Source organism: Nocardiopsis dassonvillei subsp. dassonvillei DSM 43111, assembly GCF_000092985.1.
Lineage (GTDB): Bacteria > Actinomycetota > Actinomycetes > Streptosporangiales > Streptosporangiaceae > Nocardiopsis > Nocardiopsis dassonvillei.
Genome location: NC_014210.1, coordinates 357,515 through 380,969 on the forward strand (window position 1 = coordinate 357,515; position 23,455 = coordinate 380,969).

Below are 23,455 nucleotides of genomic sequence, written 5' to 3' on the forward strand. Positions count from 1 at the left end.
GGCGCGGTGCCGCGTGGGGCGCGAGGGGGACACCGTAAGGTCGGATGAATGAACATGTGCTGCGTTACCTTACTGTGATGTAGCAAAGTATGCCAGCGGTTCTCCGGAGATCGGTGGAAAGTCGCCGGAGTCCTGCCTCGGTTGAGGTGGGGTTGGGGCTCGTGAAACATGTGTGGCACGAGCGGCTCGGCAGGGGGTAGCTTTCCGTGTGCAGACCCTAACCCATCAGCGCCACCGTCTTCTACAGAGGGTGACGGGCCGGGTCTGCTCCGGACCCGGCCCGCGGAGGTCACGCCGCTGACTGTGTGGCCTCGGCGGGCGCGCCGCTAGGCTGCTCTCGTCAGACGGGCGGTTCCGACCCGGTCGAGATACGGAAGAAGGCGGTGGAAGCCGTGCCGCACGCGGTGGACCCCAACCGTGCCGCTCAGCACGGGAACGTGGTCATGCGACTCCTCGACGAGCTCTTCCCGCTCGTGGAGGGGTTCTACGTCGACCTGCACAAGAACCCCGAGCTCTCCCACGCGGAGCACCGCACCGCCAGCGGTGTCGCCGAGTGGCTCACCCGGACCGGTTACGAGGTCCACAAGGGTGTCGGGGGGACCGGCGTGGTCGGCATCCTGCGCAACGGACCGGGGCCCACGGTGATGCTGCGCGCCGACATGGACGCGCTCCCGCTGGAGGAGCGGACCGGACTGCCCTACGCCAGCACCGCCCGCGCCGTCAACGACGAGGGCGCCGAGGTCCCCGTCATGCACGCCTGCGGGCACGACGCCCACACCGCCTGCCTGGTGGGCGCCGCCGACCTGCTCTCGGAGACCCGCGACGAGTGGGCCGGAACCGTGATGGTCGTCGCCCAGCCGGGCGAGGAGACCCTCGATGGGGCGCAGGCCATGCTGGAGGACGGGCTGTTCGACCGCTTCGGCCGCCCCGACGTCATCCTCGGCCAGCACCTGGGCCCGCAGCCCGCCGGACTGATCTCCCACCGCGCCGGGGTCATCCTCGGCGCCTCCAACTCCTACCGCGTGCGCGTGTACGGGGAGGGGGGCCACGCCTCCCAGCCGAACACGACCGTGGACCCGGTGCTCATCGCGGCGAGCATCGTCACCCGCCTCCAGGGCGTGGTCTCCCGCGAGGTCAGCCCGAGCGAGATGGCGGTGCTCACCGTCGGCAGGATCCAGGCGGGGACCAAGGCCAACATCATCCCCGACGAGGCCTACCTGGAGATCAACACCCGGGCCCTCAACGACAACGTGTCCGCCCAGCTCGAAGCGGCCATCGAACGGATCGTGCGCGCCGAGGCCGCCGCCTCAGGAGCCGCCCGCGAGCCGGAGATCGAGCGTTTCCAGGGCGCGGGGGTCACCCGCAACGACCCCCAGAGCACCGCCGACGTGGCCGCCGCGCACCACGCCTACTTCGGCGACGAGTACGTCATCCACCTGCCCGACCCGTTCCCGGCGACCGAGGACTTCAGCTACTTCGGCCTGCCCGGCGACCCGCAGCCGATCCCGTACGTGTTCTGGTTCGTCGGCGCCACCCCCCACGACGTGTGGGAGGCCGCCCCCGGCGACACCCCGTACGAGAAGATGGGCAACGTCCCCAGCACCCACTCTCCGTTCTTCGCGCCCGCCCGGGAACCCACCCTGCGCGCCGGGCTGGCCGCGATCACCGTGGCCGCGCTGTCCTACCTGGGTGACGACAGCCCGAAGGCGTCGGCCGAGGACACGCCCAACGACGCCTACGACAGCGCCTACCTCGCCTCGTCCTGGCCCGCTCCGGAGGAGGACCGGGCCCAGACCGCATGGCCCGCTCCGGAGGAGGACCGGCCCCAGACCGCATGGCCCGCCCCCGACGAGGACCGGGCGCAGACGGCCTGGCCCGCCCCGGACGACGACCGGGCCAAGTCCACCCACGAGGCCGACATGGACTCCGTGATGGAGGCCCAGGACGAGGAGCACCGCCAGGAGTGGCGCGACGGCAAGACCGAGGAGTCCACACTGTCCGCGGACATGGCCGCGCTGCTGGAGGACGACGACCGGCCGCGCCCGCCGTCCGGCCCCTCCTACGGGGGCCCGCCCCCGCCCCCCGACGACGACCGCCCCGGCTCCGAGTACCGCCTCTGACCACGGATGGCCGAACGCCGGCTGCGCCATCCCCGGGAGATCCCCCTCCTGGTCGTGTGCGTGGGGGTGACCCTGCTCGCCGTGGTGGGCGCGGTCAGCCGCGCCTACTCGGGTGAGCCCAACCAGCCGCTGCTCCTGCTGAGCATCCCCGCGCTCGTGTACTTCGTGCGCGGGCAGCAGTACGCGCGCCAGCGGGTCAACGGGGTGCGCATCACCGAGAACCAGTTCCCCGAGGCCCATCGGATGGTCACCGAGGCCGCCGCCGCGTTCCGCATGAAGAAGGTGCCCGAGGCCTACGTCGTGCTGGGCAACGGCGAGCTCAACGCGTTCGCCTCCGGGCACGGCTTCCGGCGCTACGTGGCCGTCACCAGCGACCTGTTCGAGGTGGGCGACCGGCTGGCCGACGCCGACACGCTGCGGTTCGTCATCGGCCACGAGGTCGGCCACATCGCGGCGGGCCACACGTCGTTCTGGCGCCAGTTCGGGATCTCGGTGGCCAACGTGATCCCCGGCGTGGGCACCAGCCTGAACCGCGCGCAGGAGTACACCGCGGACAACCACGCCCACGCGTTCTGCCCCGAGGGCATGCAGGGGCTGCGGGTGCTCGCCGCGGGCAAGTACCTGTACCCGGCCGTGGACTTCCACGACATCGCCGCCCGCGCGCGCACCGACACGGGCTTCTTCGTGCTGCTGGTCAACCTCCTGTCCAGCCATCCCGTGAACACGTTCCGCTTCGCCGCCCTGGCCGACCGCACCAGACCGGGAAGGGTCTTCTAGAGGCGGGGTCCGCCCCGTGCGGGACGGGGTCGTTCCGGGCACAGGGACCGGTCCTTCCAGCTTCCGCGCGGTCCGCCCGTGCGGGACGGGGACCGTCCTTCCGCCCTAGCCCTGCCCGACCCGCCCGGCCAGCCGCGCCGCCGCCTGCGCGGGCAGCGGCTCGTGGCGCGCGTACTCCCGGCTGAACACGCCCGTGCCGTGCGAGATCGACCGCAGGTCCACCGCGTACCGGACGATCTCCAGCTCCGGCACCTCGGCGCGCACCACCGCCCGACCGCCCCGCACCGACTCGGTCCCCACCACCCGGCCGCGCCGGGCCGACAGGTCGCTCAGCACCGCGCCCAGGTAGGCGTCGTCCACCTCCACGGACACCTCGTCCACCGGTTCCAGCACCGCCAGCCGCGCCGCGGCCGCCGCGTCCCTGAGCGCCAGCCGCCCCGCCTTCTGGAAGGCCATGTCCGAGGAGTCCACCGAGTGCGCCTTGCCGTCGTAGAGCGTCACCCGGATGTCCACCAGCGGATACCCCGCTCCGGAGCCCGCTCCGTCCCCCGACCCCGCGCCGCCCTTCGCGCCGGTCCCCGTCCCGACGCCGTCCGCCATCTGCGCGCGCACGCCCTTCTCCACGGACAGCACGAACTGGCGGGGCACCACCCCGCCCACGATCTCGTCGACGAACTCCAGGCCCGCGCCCGACTCCAACGGCTCCACGCGGATCCGGCAGACACCGAACTCCCCGTGCCCGCCACTCTGCTTCACGTTCCTCCCGGTGCCCTGCGCCGGAACCGCGAAGGTCTCCCGCAGCGGCACGCGCACCTCCCCGGTGCCGACCCGCACCCCGTGGCGGTGCTCCAACCGGTCCAGCGCGGCGTCCAGGTGCGCCTCGCCCAGGCTCCACAGCACCATCTGGTGGGTCTCGGCGTTCACCTCCACGCGCAGCGACGGGTCCTCCGCCACCAGCCGGGCCACCGCCTGCGAAAGCTTGTCCTCGTCCCCCGAGGACTCCGCGCCCACCGCCACCGGCAACAGCGGACGCGGGAAGCGCCACGGCGCCACGCGCACCGGCCGCTCCGGCTCGGAGAGGGTGTCGCCGGTGCGGGCGTCGGGAAGCCTCGCCACCAGGCACAGGTCTCCGGCGACCACCTGGCCCACCGGCCGGTTCTCGCGGCCCAGCGGCACGGACAGCGGTCCCGTGCGCTCGTCGTTGCCGGTCCGGTCCAGCTCGTCCTGGCCGGTCAGCCCGCACGGGACTCCGTGGCCGTGCAGGTGGACACGGGTGTCGGGGCGCAGGGTCCCCGAGAAGACGCGCACCAGGCTCACCCGGCCCACGTACGGGTCACCGGCGGTGCTGAGGACCTGCGCGACCAGGGGGCCGTCCGGATCGCAGGACAGCCCCGCCACCGGTTCGCCCTCCGGTGTGGAGGTCTCGGGAAACGGGCGCCGGGTCGGGTCCGGGCACGAGAGCGGCAGTTCGCGCAGCAGTTCGCGCACACCCACCCCGGTCGTGGTGCTGATCGCCAGGACGGGATGGAAGCCGCCCGCGGCGACCGCCTTCTGGAGGTCGTCGATGAGCAGGTCGGGGTCGAGTTCGCCGCCCTCCATGTAGCGCTCCATGAGGGCCTCGTCCTCGCTCTCGGTGATGACCTCCTCGACGAGGGTCTCCCGGAGCGGTCCGGCCGCCTCGCGCAGCCAGTCCGGCACCGGACGCGCCGAGGGGGCGGATCCGGGCCCGCCCCCTCCGGCGCGGCCGGAACGCTTCGCGCGCTCGGAGCCGTCGGAACCGCCGACGCCAGCGGACGCGCCGGAGTAGTCGTAGTACCGCTCGGAGACCAGCCCCCACACGCCGACCACGCGGCGGTCGTCCCCCGTGCCCTCCACGGCCGGGACGTAGGCGGGGTGCACGCCCGGACCGAACGCCTCCCGGCACTGGGCGACCACCTCGTCGTAGTCCGCGCGCGGGTGGTCGATCCTGGTGACGGCCACCGCCCGGGGCATGCCGACGGCGGCGCACTCCTCCCACAGCACGCGGGTGCGGCCGTCCACGCCCTCCAGGGCGGACACGACGAACAGGGCGGCGTCGGCCCCGCGCAGCCCGGCGCGCATCGCCCCGATGAAGTCCGCGTACCCGGGGGTGTCCAGCAGGTTGACCTTGACGTCGCCGACCATGACCGGGTTGACGGTGAGGTTGACCGACCGCCCCTGCCGGATCTCGACCTCGTCGTGGTCGCTGACGGTCGTGCCCTCCTCGACGCTGCCGGGGCGGCCGACCTCCCCGGCGGCGGCGAGCAGCGCCTCGACCAGGCTCGTCTTACCGGCGCCGGACGGCCCGACCAGCGCGATGTTGCGGATGTCGCGGGGCCCGTCGGCCCTCGGTACGGCTCCGGCTGAGGCTCCGGTTCCGTTGACGTTGCGATCTGCCATCCCTGCTACCCAGCCCTTCGTGGTCCGAGCGGTGGCCGCACGGAACGGGCGGACCCGCTCATGCTGTGACCTGTGTCACTTCTACGGTCGCCCTTCTCGGGCCGCACGGCAAGAGGTGGTCAGGAGCTGGAGCAGCCGTGGATGAAATACGGCACGTGCACTATGACTCGTTTCGGACCCCTACTATTGCCCCGTGCCATGGTCGGAGTCTCTCCCTCAGTTCAGCCTCGCCGGGACCGTCCTGACGGTCCTGCTGCTCCTCTTCGCGGCGTTCGGCGAACCCCTCCTCGGCAGGAAGGCGTTCACGTGGCTGTCCCGTAGGCGCGACGGCGACGCGCGCGCCCTCACCCTCCTGCACGCCGTCACCATGGGGATCCACGTGCTGTGGGGCCTGGTGGTCTTCGGGGTGCTGCTGCTCTCGCCGAACCTGGTCGCCGCGGACCTGGGCCTGCGCCTGCCCGACGCGTGGGGGCCGATCGCGGGCGGCGCCGTCGGCGGCCTGCTCGCCCTCACGGTGTTCTGGCTGCTGGTCAACGGGCTTCCGAGGGGGCCGGGGCGCTCCGGCCGCGGCGGGAGGCCGGCGCGCGGCAGACGCGCCCAGGGCGCGAGCGCCCGAGGGCGGCGCTCCTCCGCGCCGCTCAGCCTCCCCCAACCCGAGCGCGACCGGGGGCTGCTCGCACCGCGCACCACCGCCGAACGGGCGATGGCCGCCGGGGTGGCCGTCACCGGGGGCGTGTTCGGGGAACTGCTCTACCGGGGCCTGTTCATCCTCCTGGTCGCCAGCATGGGCGTGCCGCTGTGGATCGCCGCCGCGCTGTCGGTGCTGCTGTTCTCCGTCGCGCACCTCTACCAGGGCTGGTGGGGCCTGGTCAGCGCCGGCGCCTCCGGCACCCTCTTCACCGTCCTGTACCTGGGGACCGGAAGCGTCTGGGTGCCGGTCCTGGTCCACGTGGCGCTCAACCTGCGCTCCCTCGTCTTCCCGCCCGCCGACGTCCGCGAGGCGGGGGAGCGGGAGCACCGCGAGGACGAGGGGGACCCCGAGGCCTACGAGGAGTACGACGAGTACGGGGAGTACGACGAGTACGAGCACCACGGCCACGGGTACGAGGACGGATCCTCCACCGGGGAACAGCCGCTGACCGACGCCGAGGAGGGCGGGAGCGCGGACACGGCGGTGGCGCCCGCGCCGCCGGGCACGGGGACTCCCGCCCACGGGACCCCGTCCCACGGAGCCGTGCCGGGCTACGGCGGCACCCCCGGCCATGGCGGCCCCTCGGTCTACGGGGACCTCCCGGACCAGGGACGGAACCTCGGCCACGGCGACCCCTACGGGCACGGCGGCAACCCCGGACACGGCGGGCACTCCGCCTATGGGGACCTCCCGGCCCGGAGCGGGGACTTCGGCCCCGGCGCCCCCCACACCGACAGCGGTCCCCACACCCACGGCGGCGCCTTCCAGCAGGACCTGTACAGCGGCCTGTCCACCTCGGGACCCGCCTCCGGGCACGGCGACCCCCTCGGCGACGGCGGCCCGCCCGGCCACGGTGACCGCTTCGGCGGCGGTGACCAGGGCGGTCACGTCGGTCAGCCCGGTTACGGCTATCAGCCCGGTTACGGCGGCCACCGCTCGGACGGCACGCCCCGCCCCGCCCCGCCCCGCCCGGGCCCCTCCCACGGCGGTCCGCCCCCCAACGCCCCGCTGTACCCCGGCGCCTCCCGCCCCGACCCCCTCCCTCCCCACGGGGCGCCGGCGGACCCCTCCCACGACGGCCTCCTGGGCGGTGGCCGCCGCGACGAAGGCCGCGGAGAACGCCGCCTGTACCCCGACGAGTGGATCGACCGCCGCTACGGTGACGCGAACACCACACCGGGGCCCGAACCCGACCGCTGGAGCTGATCGGGCACGATGGTGGGGTGTCCGACGCCATTGACCACCCGCGCGCCCAACCCCGTGAGCACCGCTACCGGCTGACCACCTCCGACGGGGTCGGCATCGACGCCGTGCTCCTGCGCGGCGCCGGGTCCCGCACCACCGCCGTGATCCTCGCCAACGGGTTCACCGGCACCCACCGCAACCCGAGCACGCGTGCCGTCGCCGAAGCACTGCTCCCGTTCGGCGACGTGATGACCTTCGACTTCCGCGGCCACCACGGCTCCGGCGGGCTCAGCACCGTCGGCAACGCGGAGATCCACGACCTGGAGGCGGTCGCCGTCCGCCTGCGCGAACTCGGCTACACCTCCCTCTCCACCGTGGGGTTCTCGATGGGCGCGGCCGTCGCGATCCGGCACGCGGCCATCTACGGCGGAATGGACGCGGTGGTCTCGGTCAGCGGACCCAGCCGCTGGTACTACAGGGGGACGCGCGCCATGCGGCTGCTCCACCTGGGCATCGGCCGCAGGGCGGGACGCCTGTTCCTGCGCGGCTTCCGCAAGGTCAGGGTCATCGACAAGGAATGGGACCCGGTGCCCGCCGAACCCCGGGAGATCGCCGGGGAGGTCTCCCCGACGCCCCTGCTGGTCGTGCACGGCGACTCCGACGCCTACTTCCCCGTCTCCCACGCCAGCGCCATCCACGACGCCGCCCGGGAACCGCGCGACCTGTGGATCATCCCGGGGATGGGGCACGCCGAACGCGCCGTGACCCCGGAGCTGACCGCGCGCATCCGCGACTGGCTCGTGGGGAAGGTCGGCGGCGAGAACGCCTGAGCGGGCGGCTGAGCAGGGCGGATCGGCACCGCGTCGACAGGTGTGCGCGTGTCGGCTACAAAGGACGGATGATCCGATCTCGTTCTTCCCCATCCGGGAACGGAACACCCTCGGAGGCGGCCCCGACCGGGGCGGCCGACGACAGCGGCACCACCGACACCACCCCGCCCGCCCTCCCCGGTCTGCGCGGACGGGGCTTCGCCCTGCTCATCGCGGCGACCGCGGTCGGCCTCTGCGGCTTCGCCGCCGTCCTGCCCCTGGTCCCCCTGTGGGCCAGCCGGGGCGGCGCGGGCGAGTTCGGCGCCGGGAGCACCACCGCCGTCTTCATGCTCACCACCGTGCTCACCCAGCTCGCCATGCCCTGGCTGCTGGAGAGGGGCGGTTACCGCTGGGCCTTCCCGGTCGGCGCCCTGGTGATGGGGCTGCCCACCCCGCTGTTCGCCCTGACCGCCGACCTGGGACCGCTGCTGGCCGTCTCGGCGGTGCGCGGAGTCGGCTTCGGCATGGTCAGCGTCGCCGGAACCGTGCTCGCCGCCCGCCTGGTCCCGCACCACCAGGTCGGCCGGGCCACCGGTTACTACGGGCTGGCGGTCGGTCTGCCGCAGGTGCTCATCCTGCCCGGCGGCGTGGCGCTGGCCCTCAACATCGGCTTCGACACCGCGTTCTGGCTCACCGGTCTGTGCTCGGTCCTGGGCGGGGTCCTGGCCTGGGGCATCTGGTACGCCGACGGCGGCCGCAACCGTGCGGCGCTGCGGAGCACGGTCCGGGCCGCCCCCGAACCCGGCCCCGCCCCGGACGCGTCCGCGGGCCGTCCGCTGCTGCGGGCGCTGGCGGCGCCACTGGTGCTCATGCTGCTGACCGCCTCGTCGGCCGGCGCGATCATCACCTTCCTGGCCATCCCCCTGGAGCAGGCGGCGTGGCTGGTGGGCGGCGCCCTGGCCGCCTACGCGCTGGCGGTGGTGGCGGGCCGCTGGACCGCCGGGATGCTGCACGACCGCCACCGGCGCGCCCTCCTGCTGCTGCCGGGCATGGTCGGCGCGGTCGCGGGGATGGCCCTGGTCACCGCCGCGCTGTGGTCGGTCGGGGACGCGCCGGGTACGGGGACGGCGCTGCTGGTGCTCCTGGGGTCGGCCGTGTTCGGCCTCGGCTTCGGCGCGGTCCAGAACGAGACCGTCACCCTCATGCTGAACCGCGCCGGTCCGGCCGGGTACGGCCGGGCCAGCGCGGTGTGGAACATCGGCTACGACGCGGGTTCGGGCGCCGGGGCGATGGTCCTGGGGCTGCTGATCCAGCTGACGGGGTACGGGCCCGCGTTCGCGGTCACGGCCGTGGCGCTGCTGGCATCGGTCCCGCTCGCCCTCGGCGGGCGCGCGGGGCGCGGGGCCCGCGCGCGAGGCTGATCCCGCCGGTCAGGCAGGGCCCGCCCGGGCCGGGACGGCCGGTCCCCGGACGACTAGTACGACGAGATGTGCACGTGGTCGTAGTGGTTCTGGGTGTTGTCGCCCCGGTCCTCCATCCACTTCCACTGGCGGGAAGCGGAGTGCCAGATCTGCTGCTCCCAGATGATGTACTTGATGCCCAGCCGGTCGGCGTTGTCGATCCCGAACTGGGAGATCTGCGAACCCAGGGACTGGTTGGCAGCAGAGGGCAGCGCACCGCCCGCGCTCATCATGAAGTCGCAGGCCTGGCCCGTGCCGTGGTCGTCGGCGCTGGAGCGCAGGCAGCCGACCGGGTAGGGCGCGCCGAACGTCTGCACGATCTCGTCGCGGATCGCCGCCATGCGCGGCGTGGCCCCGTCCCAGCCCCAGCCCCGCGCGCTGGCCGGGATGCTGCCGTCACCCGGGGTCTCGGGGATCTGCTCCGCCTCGTACTCCTCGATCCTGGCCTCGACCTCCTCGCGCTCCTCCTCCAGCGTCTCGACGAGCTCCTCGGCCTCGGCCAGCTCGGTCTGGAGCTCCTCATTGACCAGGGCGGCCTCGTCCCGCGTCTGGATGAGGTCGTAGATCTGCTCGGACTGGCTCTGCCCGAGGTAGTTCAGCGTCGCGGCGTCGGCGAACATGCTCTCCGGGTCGCTGGAGAAGATCACCTGGAACGCGGGGTCGAGGCCGCCGCCGCTCTTGTACTGGGTGGAGGCGATGGTGGACACACCGGTCCGGGAGGCCTCCAGGCGCCCCTCGACCTCCTCCAGGTCCTCCTCCGCCTTCTCCACGCGGTCCTTGATCTCGTTGAACTGGAGGAGTTCGCCGTCGTAGCTCTCCTCCAGCTCCTCGGCCCGCCGGTTCAGTTCGTCGATGTCCACCTCGTCGTTGTCCGGCTCCGCCAGAGCCGTTCCGGGCAGGGCGACCAGCAGGGCCGCCGCCAGGGCGCTGAGGGACAGGGCGGCACGCCTGCCGCGCGCGAATGAGGGAGGAGTGGGTGTCATGTCTGCTCCGAGGATGGTCCGAGCGCATCCGGTCGGCCTGCGGCGTGTGACGGGGGGAGCCGCGGCGGTGGGAGATACTCAGCAGACCATACGAGATCTTGGCGTTACATGCCTAGTGCGTTACTCACGTGACTTGGGAGACTGCGCGGGGATGTGTCCGAAGATACCCGGAGCCGGGGACCGGACCGAACCCCGGCCAGCCGTTCCGGGTCCGGGCCCGCAGGAGGGAGGCCGGGACCCTCAGCTCGCGCCGCCGAAGGCGCTGGGCAGCTGTACGCCCGCGGGCTCGGGGGGCTCGGCGGGCATGAACCAGTCCGAGCGGCGGATGTCGCGCAGGGCCCGCTTGCGCGTCTGCGGGTCCAGGCGCTCGATGTAGACCATGCCGTCGAGGTGGTCGGTCTCGTGCTGGAGGCAGCGGGCCATCAGCCCCGTGCCCTCCACGGTGACCGGCTCGTTGCGCAGGTCCACCCCGGTGACGACGGCGTACTCGGCCCGGGTCGCGGGGTACCACAGCCGGGGGACCGACAGGCAGCCCTCGTCGCCCTCCTGGACCTCCTCCGAAAGCTCGGCGATCCTCGGGTTGATCACGTAGCCGATCCGGCCCTCGACGTTGTAGCTGAACACGCGCAGGCCCACGCCGATCTGGTTGGCGGCCAGACCCGCCCGCCCGGGGGCCTCGACCGTCTCCAGGAGGTCGTCCACCAGCGCCCTGGTGTGCTTGTCGAAGCGGGTGACGGGTGTGGTGGGCGTGACGAGGACGGGGTCGCCGAAACGGACGATGGGGCGCATGGTCATGTGCCCCAGGGTAGTCGGAAGCGTGCTCCCGACGGTACGGAAGCGGAGAATCCGGACTCGGGGCCCGGAGGCGGCTCCGGGCGGCTCAGGCCGCGGCCAGACCGGGGCGCAGGGAGTCGTCCAGCACCATCTCGATGTAGTCCAGTGCGGCCCTGCGCCGGGCCAGCGCACTCTCGTACAGGGAGGGGGCGCTGACGTTGCGCCGCACGCGCAGGCACTCGTTGACGATGCGCTGCCACCGGTCGGGGAAGGCGTGCAGGGCGTAGGCGCCCGCGCCGCTCTTGGAGGTGATCTCCCCGGTCTTGAGGGTGAAGTGCAGGCGGCTGACGCTCAGCACGCTCCAGGAGGGCGCCAGGGAGCCCAGGGCGGCCAGGCCGCGCGGCGTGACCAGGCGGCCCGCCTTCTCGCGCCAGCGCCGCCACTGCTCGTCCAGGGAGCCCAGCGACCAGGCGCGCAGGCTCTCGGGCTCGTCCCACACGTCCAGTTCGAGCGGGTGCGGGCCGCGCACGGTCACGCCGTGCTCGGCGAGGATGTGCCATGTGACGGGGTTGACGTCGGCGCTGGCCCGGTTGCGGAAACGGCCGCCGATCACCGAGGCGACCGGGCCGCAGGCCGCGGGGTCGCGGGTGAGGTCGTCCCAGGTGACGTGGACGCCGTTGAACTGGGGTCCGGTGGCGGCGGCGCGGGTGCGCGCGTGGACGCGTCGCAGCAGCTCCAGCTCGCGCCTGCCGGGCGTGTGACCGGTGACGATCACGAAGTCGACGTCGCTGGTGTGCGGGCGGAAGTCGCCGAGGGCGACCGAACCGGTCAGGTAGAGGCCTTCGACCAGGCCGGGGGCCTCCTGGTCGGCGTACGCGAGAAAGGTCTGGGCCAGCGTCTGCACCCGAGGGTGGACGGCCATGCTCACTCCAGTCTGGATGGTTCGGTGCGGATCTGGGGGCGCGGTCCGTCCGGAGGTGGGGAGTCCGGTCGGGCGGCGGCCCGGAGCGTTCCCGCGGCGTGTGCCGCCTGCGAGTACACGCTCCATCGGTACCAAGTGTGAGCGGGCCGAGGGGGTCATGGCAAGTGATCGCGCCGGACCCGCATCCTGTCTCCCCACGTCAGGTGGTGTGCGGCTATGGAGACTTGGGGGAGTGCACACCCTTGACAGAGAACGGCGTGATGTGCAAAGGGTCCTCGCGCGCGTGCGGGGCGGTCCGGGCCGGCCGGAGCGGGGCGCGGCGCTCCAGCCGTGGCCCCGAGGCGGCCGGACGGGAACGGACACCGGCGGAAAACGGCGCGCTCCGAAGACGGCCGAGAATCCGCGTCCTCTCAGGCAGGAAGGCTGCCGCACATTCCGCGGCACGTGCATCCGCACCTGACGAATGCATGAGAAAAGCTTTGCTGGGTATTTCTCTAGAGAGGTCGGGGCGAAAGCGGTTATTCGTCCGCCGGAGAATGGGTGTGGTGTCCGCCATGCCCCGCCGGGGACCGGTTGCGGGGCGGGAGGGAAGGAGCGGTTCGTCGGAGCAGGTGGGGGCGGCTTCCTCCCTCGGCGTCAAGGATAGCCCCCTTCGTCCTCCGGAACCCGTGAGTCCTACACCACTCTCTCCGGAAGTGGACATGCCCTGTTTTTTAGGCGATTGTTATGGTTCACGCAGACCCCCGGTGGTCATAACCACCACAGCCATTGTTCGCTTTTTTCCTCCGCGTAACACCGCACAACCCCCGTGAAACTGAGCCGCTTTACGCTCGGCGGGCAAGGCAGTTCCCCCCGCAGATGTACCGAAGGAGACGCGCATGGTCCCGACGATGGTCCTCGTAGCCGACGACTCACGTGACACCCACCGCCGGGACGCCCTGTGGGGCCTGGCCGAGGCGGTGGCGAGCAGGGGAGAGGTGCCGGTGACCCCGGCCTTCGGCAGCCCCGACGACGTCGCCGCCACCGTCCACTCCGTCCGGGGGCCCAAGGTGGTCGTCCCCGCCTTCGTCGCGGGCGGCGACGTCGCCAGCGCCCACCTGCTCTCCCGGCTCGGCCTCGGCCGTATGAGCGACTCCTGCCAGACCCCGCCCCTGGGAGCGGTTCCGTCGATCGTGGCCGACCTCGCCGGGCGGCTGGCCGACTCCGGCTGGGGTCCGTCCGACGGCGTGGTCCTGGCCGCCGACGGCACCACCGGCACCGAGGAGCACCAGGTCGTCATGGACGTGGCGCGCATGCTCAGCCGCCGCCTCGACTCCCCGGTCCAGGTGGGCTACCTGCGCACCTGGGCGCCCTCGGTGGTCGACGCCGTCGACCGGCTGCGCCGCCACGGCCAGGACAACGTCGCCGTCGCCGCGTGGAGGCTCGTGGACGGCCCCGACTTCGACCTGCTGCGCGGTCTGGACGTCACCGCGATCACCGAGCCCCTGTGGCCCTCCGAGCTGGTCGTGGACACCCTCCTCGCCCAGCACCGGGCGGTCAGGGGGCGCCTGGCCTGAGAACGCGGTCCCCGACGAGCCGACACCGACGGTGACACCGTCCGCCGCACGGGTGATCGCGGGAGTCCGGGGCGCCGCTGCGCCGTTACCGGGGGCGCGCGGATGGGTAGGGGGCAAACGGGCGGGAACTCCCCGCACCCACAAACACGGCATCCGTACCGCGCCGCCTCCCGCACGGCGCGGTGGCGACCGGACGCGACTCCTCCGGCGGCCCCCGCCTCCCCCCGCCGGCGCGGAGGTCTACCCGCGACCGGTCCGGGACCCGAACAGAGCCAGTGCGCCGCGGACCGTGCGGTCCGCGGCTCCGCCGACCCGCGAGGGGCCCACCCCGAACCGTCATCGACGCGAGCGAACCTAAGGTGGATGTATGAACGACGTCACAGCGCAGTTCGTCGATGACCGGCAGCGTCGGCGTCTGGAACGGCGCTTCGGCAGCCACGTCGGCGAGTGGCTGACCGAACTCCCGGGGATCGTCTCCGGGATCGCCTCCGACTGGGGGCTGACCGTCGAGGGCCCGGCCCCCCACGGCCGGACCTCCGTCGTCGTCTGCGTCGTGCGCCCGGACGGCGACCGCGCGGTCCTCAAGCTCTCACCGGACACCGGCCTGGCCGCGTCCGAGGCACGGGTGCTGCGGATGTGGGAGTCCTCCGGGCGCGTACCCCGCGTGTGGGAGGTCGACAACGCGCGGGGGGCCATCCTCATGGAGTGGATCGGCGGCGAGACCGTCGCGGCGGGCGGGCGGGTGCCGCCGATGGAGACCGTCGGCGCGCTCATCTCCCAGCTGCACTCCGTCGAGGTGCCCCGGCGCGAACTGCTCGAACTGCGCCCGCTGACCTCGCGGGTGCAGTTCATCTTCGACCTGTGGAACCGCGAGCGCGCCGAGGGGCCCGCCGCCGAGGTGGTGTCCGCGTCCGCCATGCACCAGGGCTTCTGCCGGGCCCGCGACCTGGCCAACGGCACGGTGGACGTCGTGCCCGTCCACGGCGACCTGCACCCGGGCAACGTCATCGACGGCGGCCGACGCGGCCTGGTGGCCGTCGACCCGCGCGCCTGCCTGGGGGACGCGGCGGTCGACGCCGTGGACTGGGCCCTGTGGAAGGCCACCAGCCTGCCCGAGGTGGTGCAGCGCGTGGACGTGCTCTCCCGCGTCCTGGGCGTGGACGGCGACCGGTTGATGGCGTGGGCGCGCGCGTTCGCGCCCTGCCTGGCGGTGGCCAAGGCCAACCGCGGCCACGGCGGCACCGACGAGTTCGACATGCTCGTCGAACTCTCGGAGGGGGAGGCCTTCGTCCTGTGACGCGTGCCGGGCGGCCCCGGCGGCCGACCGCCCCGGCACGCGCCGACGGGTTCAGTCCCCGGGCTGGGCCGAGCCCGCCCTCTCGAAGCGGTAGCCCCGGCCCGCCTCCGTGATCAGGTAGCGCGGGCACGCCGGGTCGGGCTCCAGCTTGCGGCGCAACTGCGCCATGTACACCCGCAGGTAGTTGGTCTCGCTCTGGTAGGCCGGGCCCCACACGTCGTGCAGCAGCTGGCGCTGGCTGACCAGCTGGCCCGCGTGCCGGGCCAGGATCTCCAGGATGTGCCACTCCGTCGGGGTGAGCCGGACCTCCTCGCCCTCCCGCAGCACCCGCTTGGCGCCCAGGTCCACGGTGAAGGAGGGCGTGCGCACCACCGGGGCCTCGTCCACGCGCACCGACCGCCGCTCCGCCGCGCGCATGCGCGCCAGCAGCTCGTCCATCCCGAACGGCTTGGTGACGTAGTCGTCGGCGCCCGAGTCCAGGCAGCGCACCTTCTCCCCGGCCGAGTGCCGCGCCGACAGCACGATGATCGGCACCTGAGACCACCCGCGCAGCCGCTGTATGACCTCCATGCCCTCCATGTCGGGCAGCCCCAGGTCGAGCAGGACCACGTCGGGGTGGTTGTCCGCGGCCAGCCGCAGAGCGGACGCCCCGTCGGCCGCGGTGTCCACGTCGTGCCCGCGCGCCCTCAGGTTGATCCGCATGGCCCGAATGATCTGCATGTCGTCGTCAACGACCAGGACACGCATCGGTCCCCTCCCCGTCTCCGGTGTCCGTCTCGCTCTTCTCCACAGCACGGAGCGTGAACACCATGGTCAGACCGCCGCCGGGCGTGTCCTCGGGGTCGAGCCTGCCGTGCATCGCCTCAACGAAACCACGCGCGACCGCCAGACCCAGACCCACCCCCGTGCCCTGGGGGGCGTCGCCCAGGCGCTGGAAGGCCTCGAACATGCGCTGTTTGCCCTCGTCTGAGACCCCCGGCCCGCGGTCCACCACGCGCAGCTGCACGCTGTCGCCGTGCGCGCTCGCCGAGACCAGCACCGGCAGGCGCGGGTCCGGGTTGTACCGGACCGCGTTGGAGACCACGTTGGCCACCGCCCGCTCCAGCAGCCCGGCGTCGGCGCGGACGCGGGGCAGGCGGTCGGGCACGTCCACCACGACCGCCTCGTGCGGCAGGCCCAGCAGGGTGACGGGCACGACCTCCTCCAGTCCCACCGCGCGGAGTTTGGGGCGCACGTTGTCGGTGTGCACCCGGCTCATGTCCAGCAGGTTGTCGATCAGCCGGTTGAGCCGGTCGGTGGACTCCTCCACCGTCTCCAGCAGGTCCTCGCGGTCCTCCTCGGTGAGGGTGATGTCGGTGGCGCGCAGGCTCGACAGGCTCGCCTTGATCGAGGTCAGCGGGGTGCGCAGGTCGTGCGAGACCGCGGCCAGCAGAGCCGTGCGGATGCGGTTGCCCGCCACCTGGCCGCGCGCCTCGGCCGCGTCCCACTCCAGCCTCTGGTGCTCCAGGGCGATGCCGATGTGCGCGGCGAAGGCCCGCAGCACGCCCCGGTCGGCGGCGGGCAGCACCCGGCCGCGCAGCGCCAGCGCCAGGTTGTCGGAGATCGAGACCAGGACGTCGGCCTCCTCGGGGGACTCGCACGCCGGGGCGCCCACGCTGTGAGCCGCGCGCCAGCGCTCGTCGTCCAGCCGCTCCAGCAGGGTCGCCGACCGCTGCCCGAAGGTCTCCCGGATCCGCCGCAGCAGGGCCTGGAGGGGCTCCTTGCCCGCCAGGACGCTGCTGGCCAGCAGCGTCACCGCGTCGGCCTCGGCCCGGGCGCGCGCGGCCTGCGCCGACCGGCGCGCCGCCATCTCCACCACGATCGCCACCAGCGCCCCCACCAGGGCGAACGCGGTCAGCGCCAGTATGTTGTCCAGCGATACCGAGGGCCGACCGTGCAGCGGGGACAGCAGCACGGTGAGCAGCACCGCGCTCCACAGCGCCGACACCAGGGCGGGGCGCAGGCCGCCCACCGCCGCGGTGGCCACGGTGGCCAGCAGCAGGAGCATCGCGTCCGAGGCGGCGCCCACGTCCTCGAACAGGGGCAGCGCCATCACCAGCGACAGCAGGGTGGGCGCCAGCAGCGCCAGCGACCAGCCGGTCACCCGGCGGTGCTCGCCCAGTCCCCGGCCGGGCGGCGGCAGCGGCCACCGGCCGCTGCCCACCCGCTCGTGGGTGACGATGTGCACGTCGATGTCCCCGGAGTCGCGCGCCACGATCGCCCCGACCCCGGGGCCGAACACGTACTGCCAGGTGCGGCGGCGCGAGGACCCCAGCACGATCTGGGTGGCCTGGACGCCCCGCGCGAACTCCAGCAGCCCGGTCGGCACGTCGTTGCCGACCACCTGGTGGTAGGTGCCGCCCAGCTCCACGAGCAGCCTGCGCTGCCGCAGCAGGTCGTCTGTGGGCGCCTGCGCCATGCCGTTGGGCGGCACCACGTGCACCGCCAGCAGGTGGCTGGGCTGGGGGTGCCCGCCCCGCGAGCGTGCGGCCACGCGGGCGGCCCGCCGGATCAGCGTCTCCCCCTCGGGGCCGCCGGTGAGCGCCACCACGACCCGCTCCCGGGCCTCCCAGGTCCGCCGGATCTCGTGCTCGCCGCGGTAGCGGGCCAGGCTCTCCTCCACACGGTCGGCGGTCCACAGCAGCGCCAGCTCGCGCAGCGCCGCCAGGTTGCCCTCCCGGTAGTAGTCGGCCAGGGCCGCGTCCACGCTCTCGGCCGGGTGGATGTCGCCGCGCGCCATCCTGCGGCGCAGCTCCTGGGGGGTGACGTCCACGAGTTCGACCTCCGCGGCGCGGCGCACCACGTGGTCGGGGACGGTCTGCCGGGGGCGCACGCCGGTGATCTGGTGGACCACGTCGTTGAGGGACTCCAGGTGGTGGATGCCCACGGTGGACAGCACGTCCACGCCGGCCTCCAGCAGCTCCTCCACGTCCTGCCAGCGGGTGGCGTTGGGCGAGCCGGGCGGGTTGGCGCGGGCGAGGTCGTCGACCAGCGCCGTCCCCGGAGCGCGCGCGATCACGGCCGCGGTGTCCACGGAACCGGACGGCAGCGGCGGGATCCGCTCCAGCCCCTCCAGGAGCGCGGAGGTCCGTGCCCGGCGGTGGGTGTGGGCGGCGGCGACCACGACGTCGGTGCCGCGCTCGGCCCGGCTGCGGGCCTCGGCCAGGGCGTTGTGCGTGGTGCCGACGCCGGGGGCCGATCCCAGGTAGATGCGGAGCTTTCCTCGTGCCACGGGATCCATTGTCGGGGCAGGGAAGGGCCGCCGCGGACGGTTCGGGCCGCGGCGCGGGCCGGTCGCGGCCACGGGCATGACGCGGCGGCCCCGGTTGGCGATACTGGGGGGACATACCGACGCACACGCCCGGGCGCCCCTCGCGCGGCGGGCGGTGCCCGGCCGCCGCGCGCGGCCGACGAGCATTGGTGAGGAGGCCGGCGTCCGCCCGCCGGACGGGGCGACGCCGCGGAGCCGATGACCTATCCCCCCGACGACGGTTCGTTCCCCGGTCCCCCCGGCGGGGGGCCCTTCCCCGGACGGCCGGGACAGCCCCATCCGGGACCACGGCCCCAGCCGGGCTCCCCCGGGCGGCCGCACCCCGGCCCGGAGCCCGCCGGGGGCTTCCCCGGACAGCCGGGGCAGCCGCCGGGCGGCCGGCCGCCCCACGGGCCCGGCCACCCCCGCGTCCCGCCCGCCCAGCCCGGGTACGGCGCGCACGGGGGCACGCCGCCGCTGCCGCCCGTTGCCGGCCACCCGGCACAGCCCGGTCCGCGCCGGCGCCCCCGCAGGGGCCTGGTCGTCGGCGGCGCCGCCGCGGCCGTCCTGCTGGCGGCCTCCCTGGGCGTCGTGGTGTGGAACATCGCCGACGGCCGCCCCTACGCGGGACTTCCCGACTGCGGACGGCTGCTGCCCGCCGAGGTGGTGGACTCCGTGCCCGGCACCGAGAGCCCCCGCGCCGAGGGCGAGTACACCACCGTCGAGGACGACGGGACGGCGTACCTGGCCGAGGCGGGCGTGCTCGGCTACCTCAACTGCAGTGTCGGGAACGTCGACGGCTTTCCCCTGCACGTCACCGCCTCCCTCTTCGAGTACGAGGACGGCGGGGAGGCCGTCGAGAGGTTCCACGGGGAGCTCGAGGACCAGCTCCGCGACCGCGAGCTGGGGCACCACGAGGAGGAGCAGGACCAGACGGCGGTGCTCCTGGACTGGCGCCCCGTGTCCGCGGGCGACACCGGGTACGCGGTGCTCTTCGAGGGCGACGGGCACACCGACGGCGACGCCTACGGCTCGGCGGTCTTCGTCACCGTCAACGTCGGTGTGACGGTCTCCTACACCGTCGGCGGAGGCGACGGCGTCGGCGAGGCCGAGGCCCTGGACTTCCTCGCCGACTTCGCCGGACGGGTGGAGCGCCAGCTCTCCCGAGAGGGGGAGCGGGCCTGAGGTCCTCCCGGGGGGCGGACGGCCGCCCCCGGGGCCCGGCCGGACGCCGCCCTACGGGGCGGGGATGAGCTTGCCCGGGTTCAGGACCCCCTCCGGGTCCAGCGCGGCCTTGACCGCGCGCAGCACCTCCCCGCCCAGGGGGCCGATCTCCGCGGCCATCCACGGCAGGTGGTCGGTCCCCACCGCGTGGTGGTGGGTGATCGTCCCGCCGTTGGCGGCGATCGCCTCCGAGGCGGCCCGCTTGGCCCGGCCCCAGCGCTCCAGCGGCGCGGCCCCGGCCGCCGTCACCACCGTGAAGTACAGCGAGGCGCCCGTGGGGTAGGTGTGCGACACGTGGCACATCACCACGGCGCCGCCCTCCCCGTCCTCCAGCGCCCCGGTGAGCGCGCCGGAGACCGCCGCGTACAGCGGGAGCAGGCCGCTCCAGGGGGCCGCGGTCTCCAGGGTCTCGGCCAGCACCCCGGCCGACAGCAGGGAGTCGCGCAGGTAGGGCGCGGAGAACCGGTTGCCGCGCCAGTGCGCCACCGGCCCGGGGCCCAGCGGGGTGCCGCCCGCCCCGGCCATGGCCTCCCGCGCGGCGGCCGCGCGGACCTCCACCTCGGCGCCGGTGCCCTCGAAGCCCAGGACCGCCTGGCAGCCGGGCGCGGACTCGCGCCCTCCCACGGCCGCTCCCACGAAGGTCTCCGCCTCGTCCAGGACCCGCGCCATGGTCGGCCGGATCCCGGACTGGGCCAGGGTCCGCAGCGCGTCCACGCCCGCCGCGAAGTCGGGGAAGGACCACGCCTCGTCCAGCACGCGCTCGGGGCGGCGGCGGATCCGCAGGCCCACCTCGGTGATCACGCCCAGCGTCCCCTCCGAGCCCAGCAGCAGGCGGCCCAGGTCCGGACCGGCCGCCGAGGCGGGCGGTCCGCCCGTGTCCAGGGTGCCGCGCGGGGTGGCCGCGCGCAGCGAGACCACCATGTCCTCGAAGCGGCCGTACCCGGAGGAGGCCTGCCCGCTGGAGCGGGTGGCCGCGTAGCCGCCGAGGCTCGCGTACTCGTAGCTCTGCGGCAGGTGCCCGAGCGTGCACCCGTGCTCGGCCAGCAGCGCCTCGGCGCGCGGGGTGCGCACGCCCGCGCCCAGGACGGCGGTCATCGAGGCGGTGTCCACCGACACCAGCCGGTCCAGGCGGCGCAGGTCCAGGCAGACCACGGCGCGCAGACCGCCGCGCAGGGGCGCGACCCCGCCCACCACGCTGGTGCCGCCGCCGAAGGGCACTACGGCCACGCGCTCGGCCGAGCACACCTCCAGGACGCGCCGGACCTGGTCGTGGTCGGCGGGGTACAGGACGGCGTCCGGCGCGGGGTCGGCCCTGCCCGCGCGGCGCAGCAGCAGGTCGGGGGTGCTCTTGCCGCCGCTGTGGCGCAGCCGGGCGGCGTCCCCGTCGTCCACGTGGCCGGGCCCGACCACACCGGCGAGCAGTCCGCGCAGCCGCTCGTCCAGCCGGGAGGGGGGCAGCTCCACCCGTTCCTCGGGGACGGGGGGCAGGTCCGCCAGAGGGGCCCGCAGCACCTGGGAGACCAGGTCGCGCAGGCCGGGGTCCAGCGCGCGCGCCCGGGCGGGGTCGCCCCACCCGAACCAGCTCATCTCGGGCGCCGCCTCCGAGGAAGTGTCGTCAGTCATGCTCTACAGTTTTACATATGGCGTCAATACGTAACGTTGAAGACCGCATCCTGGACGCGGCCCGCGCCTGCGTCGAGGCCTTCGGGGTGCGCCGCACCACCCTGACCGACGTGGCGCGCCGCGCCGGGGTCAGCCGACCCACCGTGTACCGGCGCTGGCCCGACGCGACCGCGCTCGTGGCCGACCTGCTCACCCGGGAGCTGCGGCGGATCCTCGCCGACCAGGGCGACGGCCCCGGCGGGCCCGCCGGGGAGGACGTGCGCGCCCGGCTGGTCCGGCACGCGGCCGGGGTCGCCCGCGCGCTGCTCGCCCACCCGCTGTTCGTCCGGATCGTGGACACCGAGCCCGAACTCCTGGCCACCTACACCTTCCAGCGGCTGGGCACCAGCCACCGGGCGGCCCTCGAACTGGTGGAACCGGTCGTGGCCGAGGGCCAGCGCGACGGGTCGGTGCGCGCGGGCGACCCCGCGGTGCTGGCCCGCCTCGTACTGGTCACGGTCCAGGGCACGGTCACCTCCCGCCGCCTGTTCGCCGACGTCACCGACGAGTCCGGCCTCGTCGACGAGCTCGCCGCCCTCCTGGACGGCTACCTCCGCCCCCCGAACCAGGAGAGCCCATGAGCCCCGCGGTCCCCGCCTCCTCCTCCCTCAACACCGCCCGGCGCGCGGCCGACCTCGCCGCGCTGGAGCACGACCCGCGGATCGACCTCCTGGTCGTCGGCGGGGGAGTGACGGGCGCCGGAGTCGCGCTCGACGCCGCCGCGCGCGGCCTGTCCACCGCCTTGGTCGAACGCCACGACCTGGCCTTCGGCACCAGCCGCTGGAGCTCCAAGCTGGTCCACGGCGGCCTGCGCTACCTGGCCGGGGGACAGGTCGCCATCGCCTACGAGAGCGCCCGCGAGCGCGACGTCCTCATGCGGGTCACCGCGCCGCACCTGGTGCGGCCCCTGCCCATGGTCGTCCCCGTCCACCGGGGGAGCGGACTCGCGCGCGCCCTGTTCGTCCGCGCCGGGGCGGGGGCGGGCGACCTGCTGCGGATCATGGCCGGGACGCCCGGCGGCGTGCTGCCCCGGCCCCGCGTGGTCGGTCCGCGCCAGACCCTGCGCCTGCTCCCGGGCGTCGCGCGGCGGGGGCTCCTCGGCGGTGTCGTGTCCTTCGACGGCCAGCTCGTGGACGACGCCCGCCTCGTGGTGGCCCTGGCCCGCACCGCCGCCCGCGAGGGCGCCCGGATCCTCACCCGCTGCTCGGCCGAGAGCCTTGCCGCCGACGGCGCCGTGCTGCGCGACGGGGTGACCGGCCGGATCGTCCCCGTGCGCCCGCGCGCGATCGTCAACGCCACCGGGGTCCACGCCGACCGGCTCGACCCCCACGTGCGGTTGAGCCCCAGCCGGGGCAGCCACCTGGTACTCGACGGCGCCGCCCTGGGCCGCCCCCGGGCCGCGCTCACCGTGCCGGTCGACGGCAGCGCCAGCCGCTTCGTGTTCGCCCTGCCCCAGCCGGACGGCCGGATCCTGGCCGGGCTCACCGACGAGCCCGTGGACGGCACCGTGCCGGACGTGCCCGAGGTGCCCGACAGCGACGTGGACTTCCTGCTGGACCAGTTCAACCGGGCCCTGGAGACCCGCCTGGAGCGCTCCGACGTCCTGGGCGCCTTCGCCGGGCTGCGCCCGCTGGTGCACGGGGTCGGGGACAGCGCCGACCTGTCCCGCGAGCACGCCGTCACGGTCGCCCCGAACGGCACCGTCACCGTGGTCGGCGGCAAGCTCACCACCTACCGCGCCATGGCCGAGCAGGCCGTCGACACCGCCGTGCGCTCCCGCGGGCTGTCCGCGGGCCCCTGCCGGACCCGCGCGCTGCCCCTGGTCGGCGCGGCCCCGCGCGAGGAGCTCGACGCCGTGGCCGCCCCGCGCCGCCTGGTGGCCAGGTACGGCACCGAGGCGGTCGCCGTGCTGGCCGAGGCCGACGCCGACCCGGAGCTGCTCGCTCCCCTCGTCCGCGGGGTCACCGGGGCCGAACTCCGCTTCGGGGTGCGCCACGAGGGAGCCATGGACGCCGCTGACCTGCTGGACCGCCGCACCCGGGTCGGGCTCGTCCCCGCCGAGCGCTCCGCGGCCGAGGCCGCCGCCGAGGAGGCGCTCGGGGCCGTGGACTGAACGGCGGGACGGGCCGGGGGGAGACGGGCTGGAAAACGCGCGGGATTTCGGGGACTCACCACACCCGCATCCCCTGTCCCACAGGGTTCTGATCGCGTAAGGTCGTAGCCGTTCCCGCCGCCCCTCCCCCGAAGGCGGTTCCAGGACGCTCCCGCAGCCGCCCCCTTCCCCCGGT

Annotated in this window: 17 protein-coding genes; 10 read left to right on the plus strand and 7 right to left on the minus strand. The window is 74.3% G+C overall.

Annotation, left to right across the window (positions count from 1 at the left end; all coding sequences use genetic code 11):
• Positions 1–383 precede the first annotated feature (383 nt).
• On the plus strand, positions 384–2,120 hold the full coding sequence (locus tag NDAS_RS01460) for an amidohydrolase (RefSeq protein WP_041552196.1): 1,737 nt from the start codon (positions 384–386) through the stop codon (positions 2,118–2,120).
• Positions 2,121–2,126: 6 nt separating this feature from the next.
• The gene (locus tag NDAS_RS01465) at positions 2,127–2,897 is read left to right on the plus strand and encodes a M48 family metallopeptidase (protein ID WP_013151345.1); all 771 of its coding nucleotides are present in this window, start codon (positions 2,127–2,129) and stop codon (positions 2,895–2,897) included.
• A 105-nt stretch (positions 2,898–3,002) separates the two neighbouring features.
• Here NDAS_RS01465 and NDAS_RS01470 read toward each other — a convergent pair whose 3' ends face one another.
• Positions 3,003–5,315, minus strand: a complete 2,313-nt coding sequence (locus tag NDAS_RS01470; RefSeq protein ID WP_013151346.1) for an elongation factor G-like protein EF-G2 — start codon at positions 5,313–5,315, stop codon at positions 3,003–3,005.
• Positions 5,316–5,508: 193 nt separating this feature from the next.
• Between NDAS_RS01470 and NDAS_RS29495 the strand changes: the two genes are divergently transcribed.
• The 3 genes from NDAS_RS29495 to NDAS_RS01485 all read left to right on the plus strand — a co-directional run bounded on the left by NDAS_RS29495 (position 5,509) and on the right by NDAS_RS01485 (position 9,421).
• Positions 5,509–7,212, plus strand: coding sequence for a CPBP family intramembrane glutamic endopeptidase (locus NDAS_RS29495; RefSeq protein WP_013151347.1), 1,704 nt, complete (start codon positions 5,509–5,511; stop codon positions 7,210–7,212).
• 17 nt (positions 7,213–7,229) lie between these two features.
• Positions 7,230–8,021 carry an alpha/beta hydrolase gene (locus tag NDAS_RS01480; protein WP_013151348.1) on the plus strand — a complete coding sequence of 264 codons (792 nt, stop codon included), beginning with the start codon at positions 7,230–7,232 and terminating at the stop codon, positions 8,019–8,021.
• Between the two features lie 68 nt (positions 8,022–8,089).
• Positions 8,090–9,421 (plus strand): MFS transporter, encoded by a 1,332-nt coding sequence (locus tag NDAS_RS01485; RefSeq protein ID WP_013151349.1) that lies wholly within the window; start codon positions 8,090–8,092, stop codon positions 9,419–9,421.
• Between the two features lie 53 nt (positions 9,422–9,474).
• On the opposite strand, the gene NDAS_RS01490 is transcribed toward NDAS_RS01485, so the two are convergent.
• The 3 genes from NDAS_RS01490 to NDAS_RS01500 form a co-directional block, all read right to left on the minus strand.
• Positions 9,475–10,443 (minus strand): coiled-coil domain-containing protein, encoded by a 969-nt coding sequence (locus NDAS_RS01490; RefSeq protein ID WP_013151350.1) that lies wholly within the window; start codon positions 10,441–10,443, stop codon positions 9,475–9,477.
• Between the two features lie 240 nt (positions 10,444–10,683).
• On the minus strand, positions 10,684–11,238 hold the full coding sequence (def, locus tag NDAS_RS01495; protein ID WP_013151351.1) for a peptide deformylase: 555 nt from the start codon (positions 11,236–11,238) through the stop codon (positions 10,684–10,686).
• Between the two features lie 85 nt (positions 11,239–11,323).
• Complete coding sequence (locus tag NDAS_RS01500) at positions 11,324–12,139, minus strand: nucleotidyltransferase domain-containing protein (RefSeq protein WP_013151352.1); 816 nt, start codon at positions 12,137–12,139, stop codon at positions 11,324–11,326.
• An 878-nt stretch (positions 12,140–13,017) separates the two neighbouring features.
• On the opposite strand from NDAS_RS01500, the gene NDAS_RS01505 reads away from it, so the two are divergent.
• Both NDAS_RS01505 and NDAS_RS01510 read left to right on the plus strand, forming a co-directional pair.
• A complete protein-coding gene (locus NDAS_RS01505; RefSeq protein WP_013151353.1) occupies positions 13,018–13,695 on the plus strand; it encodes a sirohydrochlorin chelatase in 678 nt (225 codons plus the stop codon).
• Between the two features lie 367 nt (positions 13,696–14,062).
• Complete coding sequence (locus NDAS_RS01510) at positions 14,063–14,992, plus strand: aminoglycoside phosphotransferase family protein (RefSeq protein WP_013151354.1); 930 nt, start codon at positions 14,063–14,065, stop codon at positions 14,990–14,992.
• Between the two features lie 51 nt (positions 14,993–15,043).
• Here the strand turns inward: NDAS_RS01510 and NDAS_RS01515 are convergent, their stop codons facing one another.
• Both NDAS_RS01515 and NDAS_RS01520 read right to left on the minus strand, forming a co-directional pair.
• Positions 15,044–15,739, minus strand: a complete 696-nt coding sequence (locus NDAS_RS01515) for a response regulator (protein ID WP_013151355.1) — start codon at positions 15,737–15,739, stop codon at positions 15,044–15,046.
• Entirely contained in the window at positions 15,720–18,272 is a 2,553-nt protein-coding gene (locus NDAS_RS01520; RefSeq protein ID WP_013151356.1) for an ATP-binding protein, read from the minus strand. The genes NDAS_RS01515 and NDAS_RS01520 overlap by 20 nt, the downstream gene beginning before the upstream one ends.
• Positions 18,273–18,500: 228 nt before the next feature.
• On the opposite strand from NDAS_RS01520, the gene NDAS_RS29125 reads away from it, so the two are divergent.
• Positions 18,501–19,466: a hypothetical protein gene (locus tag NDAS_RS29125; RefSeq protein WP_013151357.1), complete on the plus strand. Its 966-nt coding sequence runs from the start codon at positions 18,501–18,503 to the stop codon at positions 19,464–19,466.
• A gap of 51 nt (positions 19,467–19,517) precedes the next feature.
• Here NDAS_RS29125 and NDAS_RS01530 read toward each other — a convergent pair whose 3' ends face one another.
• Positions 19,518–21,128 (minus strand): FAD-binding oxidoreductase, encoded by a 1,611-nt coding sequence (locus NDAS_RS01530; RefSeq protein ID WP_197724864.1) that lies wholly within the window; start codon positions 21,126–21,128, stop codon positions 19,518–19,520.
• Positions 21,129–21,145: 17 nt separating this feature from the next.
• On the opposite strand from NDAS_RS01530, the gene NDAS_RS01535 reads away from it, so the two are divergent.
• Both NDAS_RS01535 and NDAS_RS01540 read left to right on the plus strand, forming a co-directional pair.
• Positions 21,146–21,748 (plus strand): TetR/AcrR family transcriptional regulator, encoded by a 603-nt coding sequence (locus NDAS_RS01535; RefSeq protein ID WP_013151359.1) that lies wholly within the window; start codon positions 21,146–21,148, stop codon positions 21,746–21,748.
• Complete coding sequence (locus NDAS_RS01540) at positions 21,745–23,280, plus strand: glycerol-3-phosphate dehydrogenase/oxidase (RefSeq protein WP_013151360.1); 1,536 nt, start codon at positions 21,745–21,747, stop codon at positions 23,278–23,280. The genes NDAS_RS01535 and NDAS_RS01540 overlap by 4 nt, the downstream gene beginning before the upstream one ends.
• Positions 23,281–23,455: the final 175 nt, after the last annotated feature.

Bases quoted from the DNA above. Each gene is read 5' to 3' on its own strand.
- NDAS_RS01465 (WP_013151345.1), top strand. From the start codon at position 2,127: ATGGCCGAACGCCGGCTGCGCCATCCCCGGGAGATCCCCCTCCTGGTC.
- NDAS_RS01470 (WP_013151346.1), bottom strand. From the start codon at position 5,315: ATGGCAGATCGCAACGTCAACGGAACCGGAGCCTCAGCCGGAGCCGTA.
- NDAS_RS01485 (WP_013151349.1), top strand. From the start codon at position 8,090: ATGATCCGATCTCGTTCTTCCCCATCCGGGAACGGAACACCCTCGGAG.
- NDAS_RS01490 (WP_013151350.1), bottom strand. From the start codon at position 10,443: ATGACACCCACTCCTCCCTCATTCGCGCGCGGCAGGCGTGCCGCCCTG.
- def (WP_013151351.1), bottom strand. From the start codon at position 11,238: ATGACCATGCGCCCCATCGTCCGTTTCGGCGACCCCGTCCTCGTCACG.
- NDAS_RS01500 (WP_013151352.1), bottom strand. From the start codon at position 12,139: ATGGCCGTCCACCCTCGGGTGCAGACGCTGGCCCAGACCTTTCTCGCG.
- NDAS_RS01505 (WP_013151353.1), top strand. From the start codon at position 13,018: ATGGTCCCGACGATGGTCCTCGTAGCCGACGACTCACGTGACACCCAC.
- NDAS_RS01510 (WP_013151354.1), top strand. From the start codon at position 14,063: ATGAACGACGTCACAGCGCAGTTCGTCGATGACCGGCAGCGTCGGCGT.
- NDAS_RS01515 (WP_013151355.1), bottom strand. From the start codon at position 15,739: ATGCGTGTCCTGGTCGTTGACGACGACATGCAGATCATTCGGGCCATG.
- NDAS_RS01520 (WP_013151356.1), bottom strand. From the start codon at position 18,272: ATGGATCCCGTGGCACGAGGAAAGCTCCGCATCTACCTGGGATCGGCC.
- NDAS_RS29125 (WP_013151357.1), top strand. From the start codon at position 18,501: ATGACCTATCCCCCCGACGACGGTTCGTTCCCCGGTCCCCCCGGCGGG.
- NDAS_RS01530 (WP_197724864.1), bottom strand. From the start codon at position 21,128: ATGACTGACGACACTTCCTCGGAGGCGGCGCCCGAGATGAGCTGGTTC.
- NDAS_RS01535 (WP_013151359.1), top strand. From the start codon at position 21,146: ATGGCGTCAATACGTAACGTTGAAGACCGCATCCTGGACGCGGCCCGC.
- NDAS_RS01540 (WP_013151360.1), top strand. From the start codon at position 21,745: ATGAGCCCCGCGGTCCCCGCCTCCTCCTCCCTCAACACCGCCCGGCGC.